Consider the following 15,582-nt stretch of genomic DNA (forward strand, 5'->3'; position numbering starts at 1 on the left):
GCTCCCCCACTAATCCCATCCCCCTCTCCTCTCCTGTCAGTTCCCAACTCGCGGGTCCGGCTCGCAGTCAGTGCGACCGACGCGGCGGCTTCGCGGCCCGCGGGACATCCGGTGAGACCGACCCTCGATTAGGCGCGTCCGAACCGTCTTTCCCGCCGATTTCGGACGGCGTTCCTCGCATGCAACTGTCTCACACGCGACCCTAACGCGCGAGCGGTTCGGGGAACGCGCTGTATAACAATCCCCGTCGCTCTCCCTGTTTCCTTCATGACTCACCCACCGTCACGGTCACGTTCCGAACGCCTGCCGCTCGCGGGAGGGCGCGCATGAACGACCGTCTCACCGAGGCGGTCGTCCTCGCGGCCGGCGAGGGGCGACGGCTCCGCCCGCTCACCACCTTCCAGCCGAAGCCGATGCTCCCGGTCGCCAACCGGCCGGTCGTCGAGTACGTCCTCGACGCGCTGTTCGAGTCGGGCGTCGAGCGCGTCGTCGTCGTCGTCGGCCACCGCGCCGACCGCATCCAGTCGCACCTCTCTGCGACGTACCCCGACGCGAACATCGAGTTCGTCCACCAGGACACCCGGCTCGGAAGCGGGCACGCGCTCCTCCTCGCCGAGGAGCACGTCTCCGGCCCCTTCGTCGTCTGCAACGGCGACAACGTCGTCGACGCCGACATCATCTCGAAGGTGCTCGAACGCTTCTCGACGACGGACTCGGTGGCGACAGTCGCGGTCGCCGAGTCGGACACGCCCGAGGAGTACGGCGTCGTCGTCGAGGACAACGGCCGCATCGCCGACATCGACGAACACGCCGTCGACAGCGAGGGCTACCTCGTCAACGCGGGCGTCTACGTCTTCGACGACGCCGTCTTCGAGGCGCTCCGGCGCATCCCGCCGCACGACGGCGAGACGCGGCTCCCCGACGTGATTCACTACCTCGACGGGAACGTCACGTCCGTCCTCGTCAACGGCGGCTGGCTCGACCCCTCGCACCCGTGGGGACTCCTCTCCGTGACGGAGACGCTCCTCGCGCGCAGACACGACTCCGCGGTCGCCGAGTCGGCGCGGGTCCACGAGCGCGCGCTCGTCGGCGACCACGTGGTCGTCGGCGACGACTGCGACGTGGGTCCGGGCGCGGTCATCAGCGCCGGGTCGTGCCTCCAGAACAACGTCTCGGTCGGCGCGAACAGCGTCATCGAGCGCTCCATCCTCTCGACCGACGCGCGGGTCGGCGCGGGGGTCGTCCTCCGCGACTCCGTCGTCGGCCCCGGCGCGACCGTCGGCGACGGCGTCGTCTCGCCCGGCGGCCGCGCCGACGTCATCCTCGAAGGCCGGCTCTACACCGACCGCCGCCTCGGGAGCATCATCGGCGACCGCGCCGAGGTGGGCGCGAACGTGACGCTCACGGCGGGCAGTCGCGTCGGCGCGGAGGCCGTCGTCGGGGCCGGCACGGTCTTACACGGCGACGTCCGCGAGCGCGTGGAGGTGACTCACTGATGTGCGGAATCACCGCCTGCATCGGTGCGGACAACTCCGTGGACTCGCTCGTCGACGGGCTCCAGCGGCTGGAGTACCGCGGCTACGACTCGGCCGGTATCGCCGTGAAAAACGGCTCGGGCATCTCGCTGACGAAGCGCGTCGGCGAGGTCTCCGAACTCGTCGCGGCCGTCGAGCGGAACCCCATCGCCGGCGACTACGGCATCGGCCACACCCGCTGGGCGACCCACGGCGGCGTCACCGACGGCAACGCCCACCCGCACACCGACGAGTCGGGCCGCATCGCCGTCGTCCACAACGGCATCATCTCGAACTTCCAGTCGCTCCGGAGCGACCTCGAAGCCCGCGGCCACGTCTTCAGCAGCGAGACCGACACCGAGGTCGTCCCGCACCTCATCGAGGAGAACCTCCGCGACGGCGCGACCCCCGAGGAGGCGTTCCGCGCCGCGGTCGGCAGCCTCTCGGGGAGTTACGCCATCGCGGCCATTATCGGCGACGAGGAAGCAATCTTCGCGACTCGCTCCGGCTCCCCGTTGGTCCTCGGCGTCGGCGACGGCGAGTACTACCTCGCCAGCGACGTGCCCGCGTTCATCCAGCACACGGCGCGCGTCGTCTACCTCCACGACGGCGACTTCGTCGTCACTCGCTCGGACGGCTACGACATCACCGACTCGGCCGGCCGCGCCGTCGACCGCCCCGTCGAACACGTCGAGTGGGACCCCGAGACGGCGACGAAGGGCGGCTACGAGCACTACATGTACAAGGAGATTCACGAACAGCCCGGCGCGCTCCGGCGGACCACCCAGAGCCGGCTGAACACCCACGCCGGCGGCGTCGAACTAGAGGAGTTCCCGCCGGAGTCGTTCGCCGACGTGTCGCAGGTCCACCTCCTCGCGATGGGCACCTCGCACCACGCCGGGATGTACGCGGCCTCGCTGCTCAACTCCCGCGGCATCCCCGCCTACGCGTTCATGGCCGGCGAGTACTCGGTCATCAAGCCGCCGGTGACGTCCGACACGCTCGTCGTCGCGGTCAGCCAGTCGGGGGAGACAGCCGACACCCTCGACGCCGTGCGCCGCGCTCGCGCCGCCGGCGCGCGGACCCTCGCGGTCACGAACGTCGTCGGCTCGTCGATAACCCGCGAGTGCGACGACGAACTGCTCATCCGCGCCGGCCCGGAGATCGGCGTCGCGGCCACCAAGACGTTCTCGTCGCAGGTGACGGCGCTGACGCTCCTCACCGAGCGCATCGTCGAGGACGTGACCGGCGCGAAGTCGCCCGAAGCGCGTAACCTGATGGAGGCGCTGTCGCGGCTCCCGGGCGACGTACAGGAGGTGCTCGACACCTCGATGGCCCGCGAGATAGCCATCGAGTACGAGGGCAGCGACGCGTACTTCTTCATCGGCCGCGGGGTCGCCCACCCCGTCGCCCTCGAAGGCGCGCTGAAGTTCAAGGAGATATCCTACGAGCACGCCGAGGGCTTCGCCGCCTCGGAGCTCAAACACGGCCCGCTGGCGCTCGTCACGCCGCTGTCGCCGGTGTTCGCCATCTTCACCGGCCACGAAGACGAGGCGACGCTGAGCAACGTCAAAGAGGTGCAGGCCCGCGGCGCGCCGGTCATCGCCATCACGAGCGACCGCTCGGGCGAGGTGACCGAGTTCGCAGACCACGTGCTCCACATCCCGGACACGCATCCCGACATCGCCGGCGTCCTCGCCAACGTCCAGCTCCAGCTCGTCGCGTACCACGCGGCGGACCTGCTCGAACGACCCATCGACAAGCCGCGCAACCTCGCCAAGTGCGTCACCGTCGAGTGAGCGTCGGCGGGCGGTGCGGCGGGTGCCGACGCGCGCCCGCGTTTCACTCCCATTAATCCGCCGCCGACGTTCGATTTCGGCGGCCCCTCAGCTATTTTCAGCTATTCGAGACCGTCCGGAGATAAGCGGAGATTACCTCGACTGTAGGCACCGATTACATATTACCCGCCCGCGTCAGGTAACACGCGATGACCAGACGCGACCTCGTGGACGACGTTCTTTCGGCCTCGGACGAGCCCCCCGGACCGCTGACTGACGAGAGCGCCGCCGCCGCGACGGACGAGACCGACATCCCCCCGGAGTCGTCCGACGACGACCTCCTCGACGCGCTCGGAGACGACGTCTCCCGGGGCGTGCTGTTGGCGTGCAACCGCGCGCCGATGACCGCGGAGGAACTCGCCGAGAGCTGCGAGGTCTCCGAATCGACCATCTACCGTCGGCTCGAAACGCTTTCGGGCCTCGGGCTGGTCGAACGGACCCAGCGAGTCGACGCGCCGAGCAAGACGTGCTACGAGACGGTCGTCGACGGCCTCTCGATTCACCTCGGCGACAGCCTCCGCGTCGAGGCGGGACCGAGCAACTACGTCGTCGACGCGATGCGCACGCTTCTGACCGCCATCGACGTCCAACAGCTCGCGTACGACCGCGAGCAAAACAGCGTGGACGTTCGGTTCCGACTGGCCCCGCACCTGCTCGACTCGCTCGTGGAACTGTACGTCAGAGACACGAGTTCGCGCGAGAAGTAGTCCGCCGACCGCCGATTCGAGTTCAGGTCCGTTCGCCGCACCGTCTCACCGCCGCCACGACCCGTCGACTTCGCCGAGGACGAGCGCGAGCGCGTCCTTCGCTCGGCCGACCGCGATGAGTTCGCGGGCGGCCGCGGCGGTGAGCGGGCCGATGGACTGCGAGGACGCGAGTCCGTCGACGATGTTGGGCACCTCGGTCGTGAACCACGAGTCGACGTCCGTGCCGGGTCCGTCGCCGACTTCCGCGGACGACCGAGAGCGGGGCGCGTCGGAAATCATACTGAATGTACACGCTCGCGGGGGATAGTTAGGAATCTGTGCGCCCCGGTAATGGCCTCGTAACCCGCCGGGAGTCACTCGGTTTCGCGTACTCTCTCATTGAGTCTCTCATGCCACATTATTGCAAAGAATCATAACCTGTTGTAGCGTTCCTTGGACCGGTATGTCTCTCAGCGAACTCATCTCCGGCGTCGCCGCCGCGGAGCGAACTCTGACGGTGTTCAATCCGGCCCCCGGCGTCGCCGAGCGACTCGCCGAGCATTTTTCGGACCGAAACGTCTCGGTGGAGTCCGCGAGTTCCGACGAGGGCCCCTCGAACTACGCCGTGCTGGGGACCGGCGACAAATTCCACACGGCCGTCTCGGTCGACGACCTCCTCAGACCCCCCGAGAACGTCGAACCGGGCTTCGAACGCGACTCGTACGCGCCGATTCTCGACCATCTCGACGAGACGCTGTTTACCTCGTACGACCGCCAGCAGATGCTCAGCGCCACCCGCGAAATCGAGGACCGCGCGTGGCGCGTCGGCGCGGGCGAACTTCACTCGGGCTTCCAGTCGGGCGGCAACCTCCGCCCGCAACTCGACACCTACCGCCGTCTCGGCGGCCGCGACGACCTCTCGGTCCACGCGTACATCTACCCGAACGGCGAGGTCCCGCAGGCGGACCGGTTCCAACTCCACCTCGCGCGCACCGACGAGATTCGGAACTCCTGGTTCGTCGCCTACGACGGCAACGGCGTCGGCGACTACAAGTGCGCGCTCGTCGCCGAGGAGACCGAACCGGGGTTCGGCTTCACCGGCTTCTGGACGTACGACCCCTCGACGGTCGACTACATCGTCAATCACCTCGTCTCGTCGTACTCGATTATCGAATCCGACGGCTCGGGCGACGGCGCTGACGACCGTCGGCAGATGACCGCCCGACCGAAGCCCCGGCGCTGACCCGACCGCTCCGGTGCGAGCCCCGTTCGCAGAATCAATTCGGAGAACTGGGCGCGAATACTTAGGACCGCCCGCCCGGAACCGGGCGGTATGGTTGACGGAATCCTCCTCGACGCCTCGCACCTGAAAGGCAAGGTCAAGGGCGGTCGCGCCGGGGCCGAAATCGCCGGGATGAGCTACATCGGCTACGAACTCGCGGTCACGGAACGGAGTATCCACGTCTACGGCGACCACTGTAACGCCGACATCCAAGACGAGGAGTACCGCTATCTCGTCGTCCCCCTCGACTCGGTCCGGGGCATCGAACTGAAGGACCTCTCGGACCGGGGCCGCTGTCTACAGATTCACGGGCCGGACGACGGCGTGACGCTCTTCTCGGAGAACCAGACGAGTCTCTCGAAGAACCTCAAGCGCGTGTTCCTCCTCCTCTCGCGTCTGCTCGCCTGAGCCGACCGGCGCTCCGGTCGAACCGGTCAGCCGGTCAGTCTGTCGGTCCGAAGCCGAATCAGGTAACGTTTCGAAAGCAGGTGTACTAACCGAACCGCTAAAGAGGGTCGGACCCGACGTGGGGATATGGCCACGGATATGAACCTCGACGACGCCCCCTGTCCCATCATCGACTCGCTGAAGCAGATCGGGTCGCAGTGGCGTCTCATCGTCCTCCACGACCTCCAAGACGGTGAAAAGCGGTTCAACGAGCTGAAGCGCTCGACCGGCGCGAGTTCGCGGACGCTCTCTCGCGTCCTCGACGACCTGCAGGAACACGGCTTCGTCGACCGCCGGATGGAGGAGGACGCGCCGGTCGCGACGTACTACTCGCTGACCGACAAGGGCGTCTCGCTGTGTCCGGTGTTCGACGAGATACAGGAGTGGGCCACCGAGTGGCTCGACGCCGAACGCGAGGGCGAGGAGGGGTCGGCCGAGGCCGAGACGGTTCAGTCGACGGTCTGAACGGCGCGACGACGCTCCGCGCTACGCTTCGAGCGGGTCGCCGCCCGCCGTCGCGACGATTTCCGCGTGGACGTCCGCGACGGTGACCGCGTCGAGTTCGTCGAGCATCGCCTGAATCGCCGGTTCGAGCAGTTCGCCGAGCACCGGCTGGATGTGTTCGCCGATAGTGCACTCGTCGTTCGGTTCGTTCGTGTGGAAACAGAACGGCTCGGCGTCTTCCACCGCCTCGTAGATGTCGCGAAGCGTGATGGCGTCCGGCTCGCGCGCCAGCGTGAAGCCGCCGGTCGGGCCGCGCTTGGAATCGACGAGGTCCGCCTCGCGGAGCGAACACAGGAGCTGACGGATGACCACCGGGTTCGTGTTGACGCTCCACGCGAGACGGTCGGAAGACAGCCGCTCGTCGCTCCGCACCGCCAAGTTAGTCAGCACGTGCGTCGCGACGACGAATCGGCTGCTGTTCGACATATACGTTCTTTGGTGCTACGGGCATTTTAGATTTCACGGTGCTGCGCTGATTTCGCCGGATTCGCCGCGGAACTGACGTTTTTTAACCCCCAGTCCGGAACGGGGGTTCGATGTTCGAATCAGTCGGCAAGAATCGACCGGATGCGGCTCCGAACGGTCGAAAAGTAGACCCACGAGCGAACGGTCCGGACGAGTTGTCCACGCGACGGCCGACTCACTCCTCGTTTCGCGCCGCCCGCGGCTTCGCGCAGCCTCCCCGTTTTTCCTCGCCCGCTCGCGTCTCGGCTCCGCGTTCGCCTCACCCCGTCTCGCCCGCTTCGGTCTCGGTCGGCTCGCTCCCGCCGGCGCTCGCCGGGAGCGCCTCGACGTCGGTCGCCCGCATGAGCGCGATGACCACGTTGTCGGCGACCTCCGCGGCGAACCTGCGTTCGTCGGTCCGCCACTGTCGCGGCTCGCCGACGTGTTCGTGACAGACGACGCCGACGACCTCGCCGCCCGACCTGACCGTCGCGTCGAGCATCGACGCGATGCCCTTCTGTTCGAGGTAGCCGTCCCGAAGCTCCGCGGTCGCGGGGTCGGTCTGAACGTCGTCGACGCCGAGCGACCGATTCGCCGCCAGCGCCTCGAAGTACGACGGGTAGTTCGACGCGGTCAGCGTCGTCTCGGCGTTGTGCTGGTCCGACGACCGGTCGTACTGGTCGACACAGCGGAGCGTCTCGGCGTCGTCGAACAGCCAGACGCTCGCCCGCTCGACGTTCAGCACCGTCGCCATCGTCTCGGTGATTCGCGGCAGCGCCTCCTCGAACGAGCCCCCGATGACCGCCTCGTCGGTCGCGAGGTCGACGAGCGCCCGCTGTTGGCGCTCGCGTCGCTCCCGCTCGCGGTAGGCTTCGGTCACGTCGCGGAAGACGGCGACGACGCCCTCGACTTCCCCGTCGTCGGTCCTGATGGGCGACATGCTGTCTTCGATGTAGCGCTCGTCGCCGTCGCTCGTCGCGAGCTTCGTTCCCGCGGCGACTTCGACCGCCTCCCCCGCCTCGGCGACGCGCCGCATCGGGTCGACGGGCTCGCCGGTCTCGCCGTCGGCGAGCGAGAGCACGTCCGACAGCGGTTCGCCGACGGCGTCGTCGGCGTCGTAGCCGGTTATCTCCTCGGCGGTCCGGTTCAGTTGGACGACCGTCCCGTCGGCGTCGGTGGCGACGACGCCCTCGGCGATGGAGTCGAGGGTGACGCGGAGGTACGCCTCGCGCTCTCGGAGTCGCTGTTCCGCGCGCCGGTGGTCCGTGATGCGGACGAGCGTCTGCCGGAGGACGCCGTACTGCGCCGTCGGGTCGCCGCCCTTCTGGAGGTAGCTGTCCGCGCCGAGGTTCAGCGCCTCGATGGCGACTTCCTCGCGGCTCCGCCCGGTGAAGATGACGAAGGGCACGTCGGAGCCGCGCTCCTCTCGGAGCACCGACAGCAGTTCCAGCCCGGACATCTCGGGCATCTGGTAGTCGGAGACGACCGCGTCGAACGACTCCGACGCGAGCAGTGCCAGCGCCCGCCGCGGCGAGCCGGTCGTCACGACCTCGATTCCGTCGCCAGACGATTCGAGAAACCGCTTCGTCAGCGCCAACAGCCCCTCGTCGTCGTCGACGTAGAGCACGCGCCTCGTCGCCGATCCCCCCTCGGTCACGTCCATGTCCTGTCGTGCCGATTCGCCGTTGTGTCTGATAACTGTTTGGCGACTCACCTACTAACATCGTGATCGCTGTCTGATTCGAGGCGGATTCGCGTCAGTCCTCGCCGGGAGTCGCCTCGTCGCCGGTCGCCGCATGCTCGGCCGTCTCACCGTCCGTCTCGTCGTCTGCGTCGTCGTCCACGCGGTCGTAGAGGACGGACTCGCCGGGTTTGACCGTCCCGCCGGTCGGGATTCTGACGCCCGCGTTCAGCGAGGCGTTGATGCCGGTTTTCACCCCGTCGCCGAGGACGACGCCGTACTTCCGGCGGCCCGAGGAGACGAGTTCGCCCTTGAGCATCTGCCGGACGGGTTCGCCGTCGTGGCGGAGGTTCGCCACTTTGGTCCCCGCGCCGAAGTTCACGTCGCGGCCGAGGATGCTGTCGCCGACGTACGAGAGGTGGCCGACCGTCGCGCCCGCCATCAGGACGCTGTTTTTCACCTCGACGGCGTGGCCGACCTTGGCGTTCTCGCCGACGAGCGTGCGCCCCCGGACGTAGGCGTTCGGCCCGACGGTGGCCCCGCTGCGGACGAGCACCGGCCCCTCGATGACCACGCCGGAGCGGACTGTCGCGCCCGACTCGACGACGACCGGTCCGTCGAGTTCGGCCCGCTCGGACACGTCGCCGTCGATTCGCGGTTCGAGTTCGCCGAGTTTCCACTCGTTGGCTTCGAGGAGTTCCCACGGTCGCCCCACGTCGAGCCAGCGGTCGAAGGCGACGCCGCGCACGTCGTAGGCCTCGCAGGTCGCCGTGAGCACGTCGGTCAGTTCGAGTTCGCCGCGGTCGCTCTCGTCCACGTCGAGCCAGCCGTGGGCCTCGGCCGGGAAGACGTACGCGCCGGCGTTGACGAGGTCCGACGGCGGGTCCGCGGGCTTCTCGACGACGCCGGTGACGAATCCCTCGTCGTCGGTGTCGAGGACGCCGTAGGAACTCGGGTCGGCGACGCGGAACGACCCGACCGCGGGCGTGCCCTCGTACAGCGTCGACAGCGACGGCACGTCGTACAGCGCGTCGCCGTTGCAGACGACGAACGGCTCGTCGGGGTCGAGGTGGGGGGCCGCGGCGCGGACGGCGTCGGCCGTCCCGCGCTGTTCCGACTGGACGGCGAACTCGACGGGGACGCCGCCGCGCTCGTCGCCGAAGTAGTCGCGCACGTCAGCGGCCTCGTAGCCGACGACGAGGGTGATGTCCGTCGCGCCGGCCTCGACGGCCGCGTCGGCGGTGTGCGCGACGAGCGGCCGGTCGGCCACGGGGAGCATGGGCTTCGGTCGGCGGTCCGTGAGCGGACGCATCCGGGTGCCGCGGCCGGCGGCGAGAATGACAGTCTGCATACCTCCCTAAGGGGCTGCGCGGAAGAAATTCCTTCGGTCCGGACGATGTAGAGGCGGGGGCCAATCGCGGCGATATGGGTTGCCTCTGATCCACCTACCGTCGCCGACCCGAGGTGGTTCGGTCGGTACGGCAACTGCCTGTCAATCTTAATATTCGAAAACGTTTACGAACTCGGTTTCGGATTCGGGTCCGAAACTCCGCCGTCGCGCGGCGCGGTCGCTCCGGGACGGTTCGAACCACACGGCCCGCGAACGGCGAATACGTTGGGGTTACGATGGGTTGGAGATTCGCACGAGACGCGGCGCCGTGTGTTAGTGAACGGACGAACGCCGGCGGGTAATAGTTTCGTTCCGCGGCGAGGCGAACCGCGTTCGTGGACGTTATGACCCTCGCACCCTTCGGCTGTGGAGGGTTACGATGGAGATTCGCACAGGACTCTCGTACGGAGACGTATTGCTGGTTCCACGGCGCTCGCCGGTCGACAGCCGGAGCGACGTGGACCTCTCGACCAACGTGACGCCGGGTTTGCGTCTCGACACGCCGCTCGTCAGCGCGGCCATGGACACCGTCACCGAAGCCGAACTCGCGGCGACGCTCTCGGGCCTCGGCGGCCTCGGCGTCGTCCACCGCTTCCTCGACGTGGACGAGCAGGCCGAACAGGTCCGCCGCGTCGCCGAGGCCGGCGGGACCGTCTCGGGCGCGGTCGGCATCAACGAGGACTACCTCGACCGGACCGAGGCGCTCCTCGACGCCGGCGCGGACGCGATTGTGATGGACATCGCCCACGGCCACATGGAGCGGTGTCTCGACGCCGTCGAGCGGATTCGCGACGAGTTCGACCCCGAAATCGTCGCGGGCAACGTCGTCACGCCGGCGGCCGTCGAAGACCTCTGGGAGGTCGGCGCGGACTGCGTGAAAGTCGGCGTCGGGCCGGGATCACACTGTACGACCCGCGAGGTCGCGGGCGCGGGCTACCCGCAGCTCACGGCCGTCTCGGAGTGCGCCGAGCGGGCGCACGACCTCGGTATCCACGTCATGGCCGACGGGGGGATTCGGACCTCCGGCGACGCCGCGAAGGCGCTCATGGCCGGCGCTGACACCGTCATGATGGGCAGTTTCTTCGCCGGGACCGACGAGGCACCGGGCCGCGTCGTCGAGGTCGACGGCGAGACGTACAAGCGCTCCCGCGGCATGGCCTCCACGGAGGCCGCAGACGACCGCGAGGACAAACAGAGCGACGTGGACGCCGGCGAGGGCGTCGAGGCGCTCACGCCCTACAAGGGCCCGGTCGAACCGCTCGTCGAGGAGTTCCTCGGCGGGATTCGCTCCGGCGTGAGCTACTGCGGCGGCCACACGCTCGCGGACGCCCGCGAGAAGGCCTCGTTCGTCCGCGTCGCGGCGAGCGCGAAGGAGCGCGAGGGCGCACACGGCGTCGTCTTCGCCGAGGGACCCGTCGAGGTCGACGAGGAGGCCGAACGCGAGTTACAGGCCCCGATGGCCGACTGACGCTGGGCGTCGGGAACCGACCCGCGCCGCGGTACGCTTCGATGCGCCTCGGTGCGCCTCAGTGCGCCTCGATTCGGTGCGCCGCGAGATGCGGTGAATCACGACGCGACATAACGCGGCCCGCAGCGACGCGTTCGATCCGGCGTGACCGCGCTGTCGCCTAGCGGCGTCGCCGGCCCTGCCGCGGGCGGCGATGTCGCGTCCTAACTATTTCAAATTCGAAACTATTTCCCCGACAATTTTTTCTTCTGGTAGTTATGCGAAGTCTACGTACTGCTCCGAACTGAAGCGAACAACTCCGCGGTTAGACTCGTCCCACGCGGAATCATCGGTCACTCACGCCGCAGCAGGCGTCTGCATTTCGTCCGAATCACCGCGTGAATAGCGCGAAAACTTCGTCCAAAATGTCGAATCGACACCGGTCGACGCGAGTCCCGACCCGTCGATATCCACCCTCCGAACGCGACTCGCACTGCCGCTCGCGTTTTAGGTTGCGCATACCTATCAGAATACTTGGTGCATATGAATTTGTGATATGTTCGCCGACAATTCTCCTCCGGAGCCGACAGTCTCGCGGGGACGACCGCCCCGGCGTCGCGGGTCGCATGGTTCGGTCCGCCTCATCGTTACAATCGTAATTTTGTAATTCTAGTGCGGCGTTTTTCGGTTCGGATTCGAACGGCTTCGGGGACGGACCGCGGGCCGACAATTATCGCCCGAGATGCACCTGTGACGAACGTTCGTTCCGTATCACTGGACCCTACGAGTAGGTCGCGCGGATGCCGATGACGCGGGCGGCCTGCGTCACCATCTCGGGGACTTCCGTGTGGTACCACTCGCCTTTCATCCGGGTCGTCGGCCCGGAGACGCTGATCGCGCCGAGGATGGTCTCGTCGTCGGAGAGAATCGGCGCGCCGACCGCCCGCATACCGGTGATGCGCTCTTCGTCGTTGAAGGCGTAGCCGCGCTCGCGGATCGTCGCCAACTCGGCTTCGAGGGCGTCGCGGTCGTCTATCGTTTTCGTCGTCAGCCGCGTCAGTTCGCCGTCGAGAATCTCCTTTCGGCGCTTTTCGTCGCAGAAGGCGAGGTACGACTTGCCGACCGACGTGGTGTGGAGGTCCACGGTCGTGCCGATGTGCGAGTCGGTCTGGAGGCCCTGCTCGGACTTCACCTGATAGATGTAGACGCCCCGGCCGTTCTCCTCGACCATCACCTGTCCGCGCTCGCCGACGGCCTCGACGAGGTCGTCCATCTCGCCGATGGAGGCGTGATACAGCGCGTGTCGCGTCCGGGCGTGGTCGCCGAGGTCGAGGAACTTCAGGCCCAGCGCGTACTCGTCGCCCTGCCTGACGACGTAGCCGAGTCCCGCGAGCGTCTTGAGGTGGTTGTGGGCCGTGCTCTTCGAGATACCGAGGTCGTTCGCTATCTCCGACACCCCGCTCGCGTCGTGGTCTCTGATGTGTTCGACGATGCCGAACGAGGTTTTCGTAGCGCCGATTGTCCCGGCCGTCTCGTTCCCGTCCGTGTTCATAGTTATCACTGAGAGAGTGAGGTAATAATTGTTGTCGTCTCGTTCGGACGGGGCGAACGAGCGTTCGCGTCAGTCCCGCGTCAGCGCGGCGACGGTCTCGCGGACTGGTCTCGAACCGACCGTCGAGAGCGCGTCGAGCGCCGCGTCCGCGGCGGCGTCGCCGAGACCGAACGCGAGCAACTCGCGGTTGCGCGCATCGAGGTCAGTCGCCGAGAGCGGGTCGCGGTAGTCGCCGCGGGGGTACTCGCGCTCGCCGACGTAGCGGCTCCCGTCGCGGGCGGTCACCTCGACGCGCGCCCCCCAGTCGTCGGGGAAGGCCCGCTCGAACGCCTCGTCCGCGTGGAGGTGGACGCGCTCCGTGAGCGCCTGCACGTCCTCGTCGCCGAGCGCATCGTCGAGGAAGTCGTCGAGTTCGACGCTCCCGTCGGCGACCCAGCGGGCGAGGACGTACGGCGTCGAGAACTTCGCCGCGGTGAGCGTCTCGGGCCGCGCGTGACTCATATCGACGCCGTTGCGGTAGGTGTACACGTCGATTCGGTCCACGTCGCCGGGCGCGAGGTCGGCCGCGCCGGCGTCCCGAAGCGCGTCGAGCGGGGCGTGGGTGTAGCGACACGACGGGTACGGCTTCTGGTAGGCCTCGGAAATCCACCAGTCGTCGCCGAGCGAGTCGAACAGCGCGGTGAACTCGCCGTCGCCGAGGAGCGTTGCGAACGGGTCGTAGACGGTCTCCATCGCCGCGGGCGACCCGCGGAGGCCGGCGGCGGTCAGCGTCGCGGCGCTCACGCCGGCCTGCGCGGAGAACCCGGCGGTGACGTTCCGCGACGGCGCGCCCTCCGCGAAGGGGTCGTGCATGGAGACGACCGCGAGGTTCAGCGCGGTGCGGACCGTCTCGCGCACCCCGTCGGGCGACTGTCCCGCGCAGACGGCGGCGGTCAGGGCCGGTCCGAGCGTCGTCCACGTCGAGTGCGGGTCGCGGACGAGCCACGGAATCGCCTCGTTCATCCGGGCCTTCATCGCGAAGATGGCGTACTCGAAGCGCGCGCACAGCTCGTAGGAGCGGATGCAGGCCTCCACGAACGCCTCGCCGTCGACGTCGTGGGCCTCGGCGACGCCGACCGCGCCCGCGACGATGCTCGCGCCCACGTGGCCGCCGCGGTTGTGACCCTCCTCTATCTCCTGTGTTATCGCGGCCGTCGCGTTCAACAGCGCCGCCTGCGCCGGGTCGACGCGGCGGTTTGTCCCGAGGACGGACGCCGGGCCGTCGGCCAGCGCCGCGTCGCGGAAGACGTCCGCGTGCTGTGGCGCGGCGGCCCCCGCGACGGTCGCCGCGAGCACGTCCGCGACGATTCGCTCGCCGTCGGCGCGCACGTCGTCGGGAATCTCGTCGGTCAGAAAGCCGTACACCTGTCGTTCCCAGTCGCGGACTGGTTCCTGTGAAATCATGGTCTGAATGCGTGGTCGAAGGGGCTCAGGCCCGAGTGAGGGCACAGAGCACGCGGGGGGCGGCGGGCTCGGTCGCCGCGGTCCAGAGGCCGTCGACGCCGCCGTCGCCGATGACGGGCGCGACGAGTCGGTCGAACTTCGCTCGGAGCTCCGATTCGGTGAACGGGTCGCGTTCGCCGCCGCGGGCCGCGCGCACCTCGCGGGCGTACCGCTCGCCGTCGCCCGTTTCGACGGTGACGCGCGCGCCGCGCTCGTCGGGGGCGCGGGCCGCGAACTCCTCGGCCGCCACCACGTCGACGCGGCGGGCGAACCCGAGGGCGGCCTTCGTCAGCGCCTCGTCGGTGAACGCCTCCTTGCCGGTTTCGCCGGTCGTCAGCGCCGAGGCGACGGCGAAGGGAACCGAGAACTTCGCCTGCAGGGCGTTTTCGGGCGCGGGCTCCGACAGCGCGGCCGCGGCGGGGTACGTCTCGACGGTGACCGACTCGACGTCGGCCGCGACGACGCCCGTCTCGTCGACGAGGAGCGCCACGGCGTCGAGGGCGGCGTGGGTGTAGCGGCAGGCCGCGTGGACCTTGAAGTAGCCGCGCTCGATTTCCCAGCGCTCGCCGAGGCCGTCGGCGAGAGCGCGCCGGTCGGGACCGTCCGCGGCGACGGGTTCGAGGTGACGGACCACGCCATCGTCGAGACCGGTGAATCCGGATTCGGCTTGGTCGACCGCGAGCAGCCCCGAGAGGTTGCTCATCCCGACGTAGCCGTTCCTGACGGTCGCGCCCTCGGTCGCCGCCTCGAACCGGGTGTGCTGGGCGTAGTTCGCCGCGATTCGCATCGCGTCGAGCGTCGTCTCGGCGTCGAGGCCGCGGAGTCGGGAGACGGCCGCGGCGGTGCCGACGCCGCCCCAGACGCCGTGGGGGTGGAGGCCGCCGGCGAGCGGGACCACCGTCTCGGCGGCGCGGACCGCCGCCTCGTAGCCGGCGACGAACGCGGTCAGGAACTCGTCGCCGCTGCGGTAGGCCGATTCGCCGTCCGCGAGGAGCGCGGGCAGGACGTGAATCGCGGGGTGACCGGCCGCGAATCGGTGGCCCTCGTCGAGTTCGAGGACGCTCCCGGCGGCCGCGTTGACGAACGCGGCGCGGTACGCCGAGGTCCGCTCGCCCGCGGTCCCCATGATGGTCGATTCGCCGCCGTTCTCGTCGGCCCACCGGCGCGCCAGCGCGGCGACCGCGGGGTCCGACGCGCCGCCCAGCACCGCGCCGATTGTGTCGGCGACGACGAGGGACGCGCGGGCGACGACCGACGCTGGGAGGTCGGCCCGGTCGAGGTTGGCGACGAACGACGCGAGCGATTCGTCGGTCAT

At 68.6% G+C, this 15,582-nt stretch carries 14 protein-coding genes; 7 read left to right on the top strand and 7 right to left on the bottom strand.

Annotated elements, in window-relative coordinates; translation table 11 throughout:
• Window positions 1–326 precede the first annotated feature (326 nt).
• The 3 genes from FY251_RS06320 (at window position 327) to FY251_RS06330 (ending at window position 4,059) form a co-directional block, all read left to right on the top strand.
• Window positions 327–1,496 (top strand): sugar phosphate nucleotidyltransferase, encoded by a 1,170-nt coding sequence (locus FY251_RS06320; RefSeq protein ID WP_148413950.1) that lies wholly within the window; start codon window positions 327–329, stop codon window positions 1,494–1,496.
• On the top strand, window positions 1,496–3,313 hold the full coding sequence (gene glmS, locus FY251_RS06325) for a glutamine--fructose-6-phosphate transaminase (isomerizing) (protein ID WP_148413951.1): 1,818 nt from the start codon (window positions 1,496–1,498) through the stop codon (window positions 3,311–3,313). The genes FY251_RS06320 and glmS overlap by 1 nt, the downstream gene beginning before the upstream one ends.
• A gap of 188 nt (window positions 3,314–3,501) precedes the next feature.
• Window positions 3,502–4,059, top strand: coding sequence for a helix-turn-helix domain-containing protein (locus FY251_RS06330; protein WP_148413952.1), 558 nt, complete (start codon window positions 3,502–3,504; stop codon window positions 4,057–4,059).
• A gap of 45 nt (window positions 4,060–4,104) precedes the next feature.
• Here FY251_RS06330 and FY251_RS06335 read toward each other — a convergent pair whose 3' ends face one another.
• A complete protein-coding gene (locus tag FY251_RS06335; protein WP_148413953.1) occupies window positions 4,105–4,338 on the bottom strand; it encodes a harpin-binding protein in 234 nt (77 codons plus the stop codon).
• A 163-nt stretch (window positions 4,339–4,501) separates the two neighbouring features.
• Here FY251_RS06335 and FY251_RS06340 point away from each other — a divergent pair, with 163 nt between their 5' ends.
• The 3 genes from FY251_RS06340 to FY251_RS06350 all read left to right on the top strand — a co-directional run bounded on the left by FY251_RS06340 (window position 4,502) and on the right by FY251_RS06350 (window position 6,232).
• Window positions 4,502–5,281, top strand: a complete 780-nt coding sequence (locus tag FY251_RS06340) for a DICT sensory domain-containing protein (protein WP_148413954.1) — start codon at window positions 4,502–4,504, stop codon at window positions 5,279–5,281.
• Between the two features lie 90 nt (window positions 5,282–5,371).
• Window positions 5,372–5,728, top strand: coding sequence for a hypothetical protein (locus FY251_RS06345; protein WP_148413955.1), 357 nt, complete (start codon window positions 5,372–5,374; stop codon window positions 5,726–5,728).
• Window positions 5,729–5,854: 126 nt separating this feature from the next.
• Complete coding sequence (locus FY251_RS06350) at window positions 5,855–6,232, top strand: helix-turn-helix domain-containing protein (RefSeq protein ID WP_148413956.1); 378 nt, start codon at window positions 5,855–5,857, stop codon at window positions 6,230–6,232.
• Between the two features lie 21 nt (window positions 6,233–6,253).
• Here the strand turns inward: FY251_RS06350 and FY251_RS06355 are convergent, their stop codons facing one another.
• The 3 genes from FY251_RS06355 to glmU all read right to left on the bottom strand — a co-directional run bounded on the left by FY251_RS06355 (window position 6,254) and on the right by glmU (window position 9,747).
• Window positions 6,254–6,697 (bottom strand): Rrf2 family transcriptional regulator, encoded by a 444-nt coding sequence (locus tag FY251_RS06355; protein ID WP_089781255.1) that lies wholly within the window; start codon window positions 6,695–6,697, stop codon window positions 6,254–6,256.
• Between the two features lie 298 nt (window positions 6,698–6,995).
• A complete protein-coding gene (locus FY251_RS06360) occupies window positions 6,996–8,378 on the bottom strand; it encodes a PAS domain S-box protein (protein ID WP_148413957.1) in 1,383 nt (460 codons plus the stop codon).
• Window positions 8,379–8,472: 94 nt separating this feature from the next.
• On the bottom strand, window positions 8,473–9,747 hold the full coding sequence (gene glmU, locus FY251_RS06365; protein WP_148413958.1) for a bifunctional sugar-1-phosphate nucleotidylyltransferase/acetyltransferase: 1,275 nt from the start codon (window positions 9,745–9,747) through the stop codon (window positions 8,473–8,475).
• A gap of 418 nt (window positions 9,748–10,165) precedes the next feature.
• On the opposite strand from glmU, the gene FY251_RS06370 reads away from it, so the two are divergent.
• A complete protein-coding gene (locus FY251_RS06370; RefSeq protein ID WP_148413959.1) occupies window positions 10,166–11,254 on the top strand; it encodes a guanosine monophosphate reductase in 1,089 nt (362 codons plus the stop codon).
• Window positions 11,255–12,014: 760 nt separating this feature from the next.
• On the opposite strand, the gene FY251_RS06375 is transcribed toward FY251_RS06370, so the two are convergent.
• The 3 genes from FY251_RS06375 to FY251_RS06385 all read right to left on the bottom strand — a co-directional run bounded on the left by FY251_RS06375 (window position 12,015) and on the right by FY251_RS06385 (window position 15,582).
• The gene (locus FY251_RS06375) at window positions 12,015–12,785 is read right to left on the bottom strand and encodes an IclR family transcriptional regulator (protein ID WP_148413960.1); all 771 of its coding nucleotides are present in this window, start codon (window positions 12,783–12,785) and stop codon (window positions 12,015–12,017) included.
• 69 nt (window positions 12,786–12,854) lie between these two features.
• A complete protein-coding gene (locus tag FY251_RS06380) occupies window positions 12,855–14,228 on the bottom strand; it encodes an MmgE/PrpD family protein (RefSeq protein ID WP_148413961.1) in 1,374 nt (457 codons plus the stop codon).
• A gap of 25 nt (window positions 14,229–14,253) precedes the next feature.
• A complete protein-coding gene (locus FY251_RS06385; protein WP_148413962.1) occupies window positions 14,254–15,582 on the bottom strand; it encodes an MmgE/PrpD family protein in 1,329 nt (442 codons plus the stop codon).

Source organism: Haloferax sp. KTX1, from assembly GCF_902410085.1.
Lineage (GTDB): Archaea > Halobacteriota > Halobacteria > Halobacteriales > Haloferacaceae > Haloferax > Haloferax massiliensis.

Bases quoted from the DNA above. Each gene is read 5' to 3' on its own strand.
- FY251_RS06320 (WP_148413950.1), top strand. From the start codon at position 327: ATGAACGACCGTCTCACCGAGGCGGTCGTCCTCGCGGCCGGCGAGGGG.
- FY251_RS06360 (WP_148413957.1), bottom strand. From the start codon at position 8,378: ATGGACGTGACCGAGGGGGGATCGGCGACGAGGCGCGTGCTCTACGTC.
- FY251_RS06385 (WP_148413962.1), bottom strand. From the start codon at position 15,582: ATGACCGACGAATCGCTCGCGTCGTTCGTCGCCAACCTCGACCGGGCC.
- FY251_RS06345 (WP_148413955.1), top strand. From the start codon at position 5,372: ATGGTTGACGGAATCCTCCTCGACGCCTCGCACCTGAAAGGCAAGGTC.
- FY251_RS06340 (WP_148413954.1), top strand. From the start codon at position 4,502: ATGTCTCTCAGCGAACTCATCTCCGGCGTCGCCGCCGCGGAGCGAACT.
- FY251_RS06375 (WP_148413960.1), bottom strand. From the start codon at position 12,785: ATGAACACGGACGGGAACGAGACGGCCGGGACAATCGGCGCTACGAAA.
- FY251_RS06370 (WP_148413959.1), top strand. From the start codon at position 10,166: ATGGAGATTCGCACAGGACTCTCGTACGGAGACGTATTGCTGGTTCCA.
- FY251_RS06330 (WP_148413952.1), top strand. From the start codon at position 3,502: ATGACCAGACGCGACCTCGTGGACGACGTTCTTTCGGCCTCGGACGAG.
- FY251_RS06335 (WP_148413953.1), bottom strand. From the start codon at position 4,338: ATGATTTCCGACGCGCCCCGCTCTCGGTCGTCCGCGGAAGTCGGCGAC.
- FY251_RS06380 (WP_148413961.1), bottom strand. From the start codon at position 14,228: ATGATTTCACAGGAACCAGTCCGCGACTGGGAACGACAGGTGTACGGC.
- glmS (WP_148413951.1), top strand. From the start codon at position 1,496: ATGTGCGGAATCACCGCCTGCATCGGTGCGGACAACTCCGTGGACTCG.
- glmU (WP_148413958.1), bottom strand. From the start codon at position 9,747: ATGCAGACTGTCATTCTCGCCGCCGGCCGCGGCACCCGGATGCGTCCG.
- FY251_RS06350 (WP_148413956.1), top strand. From the start codon at position 5,855: ATGGCCACGGATATGAACCTCGACGACGCCCCCTGTCCCATCATCGAC.
- FY251_RS06355 (WP_089781255.1), bottom strand. From the start codon at position 6,697: ATGTCGAACAGCAGCCGATTCGTCGTCGCGACGCACGTGCTGACTAAC.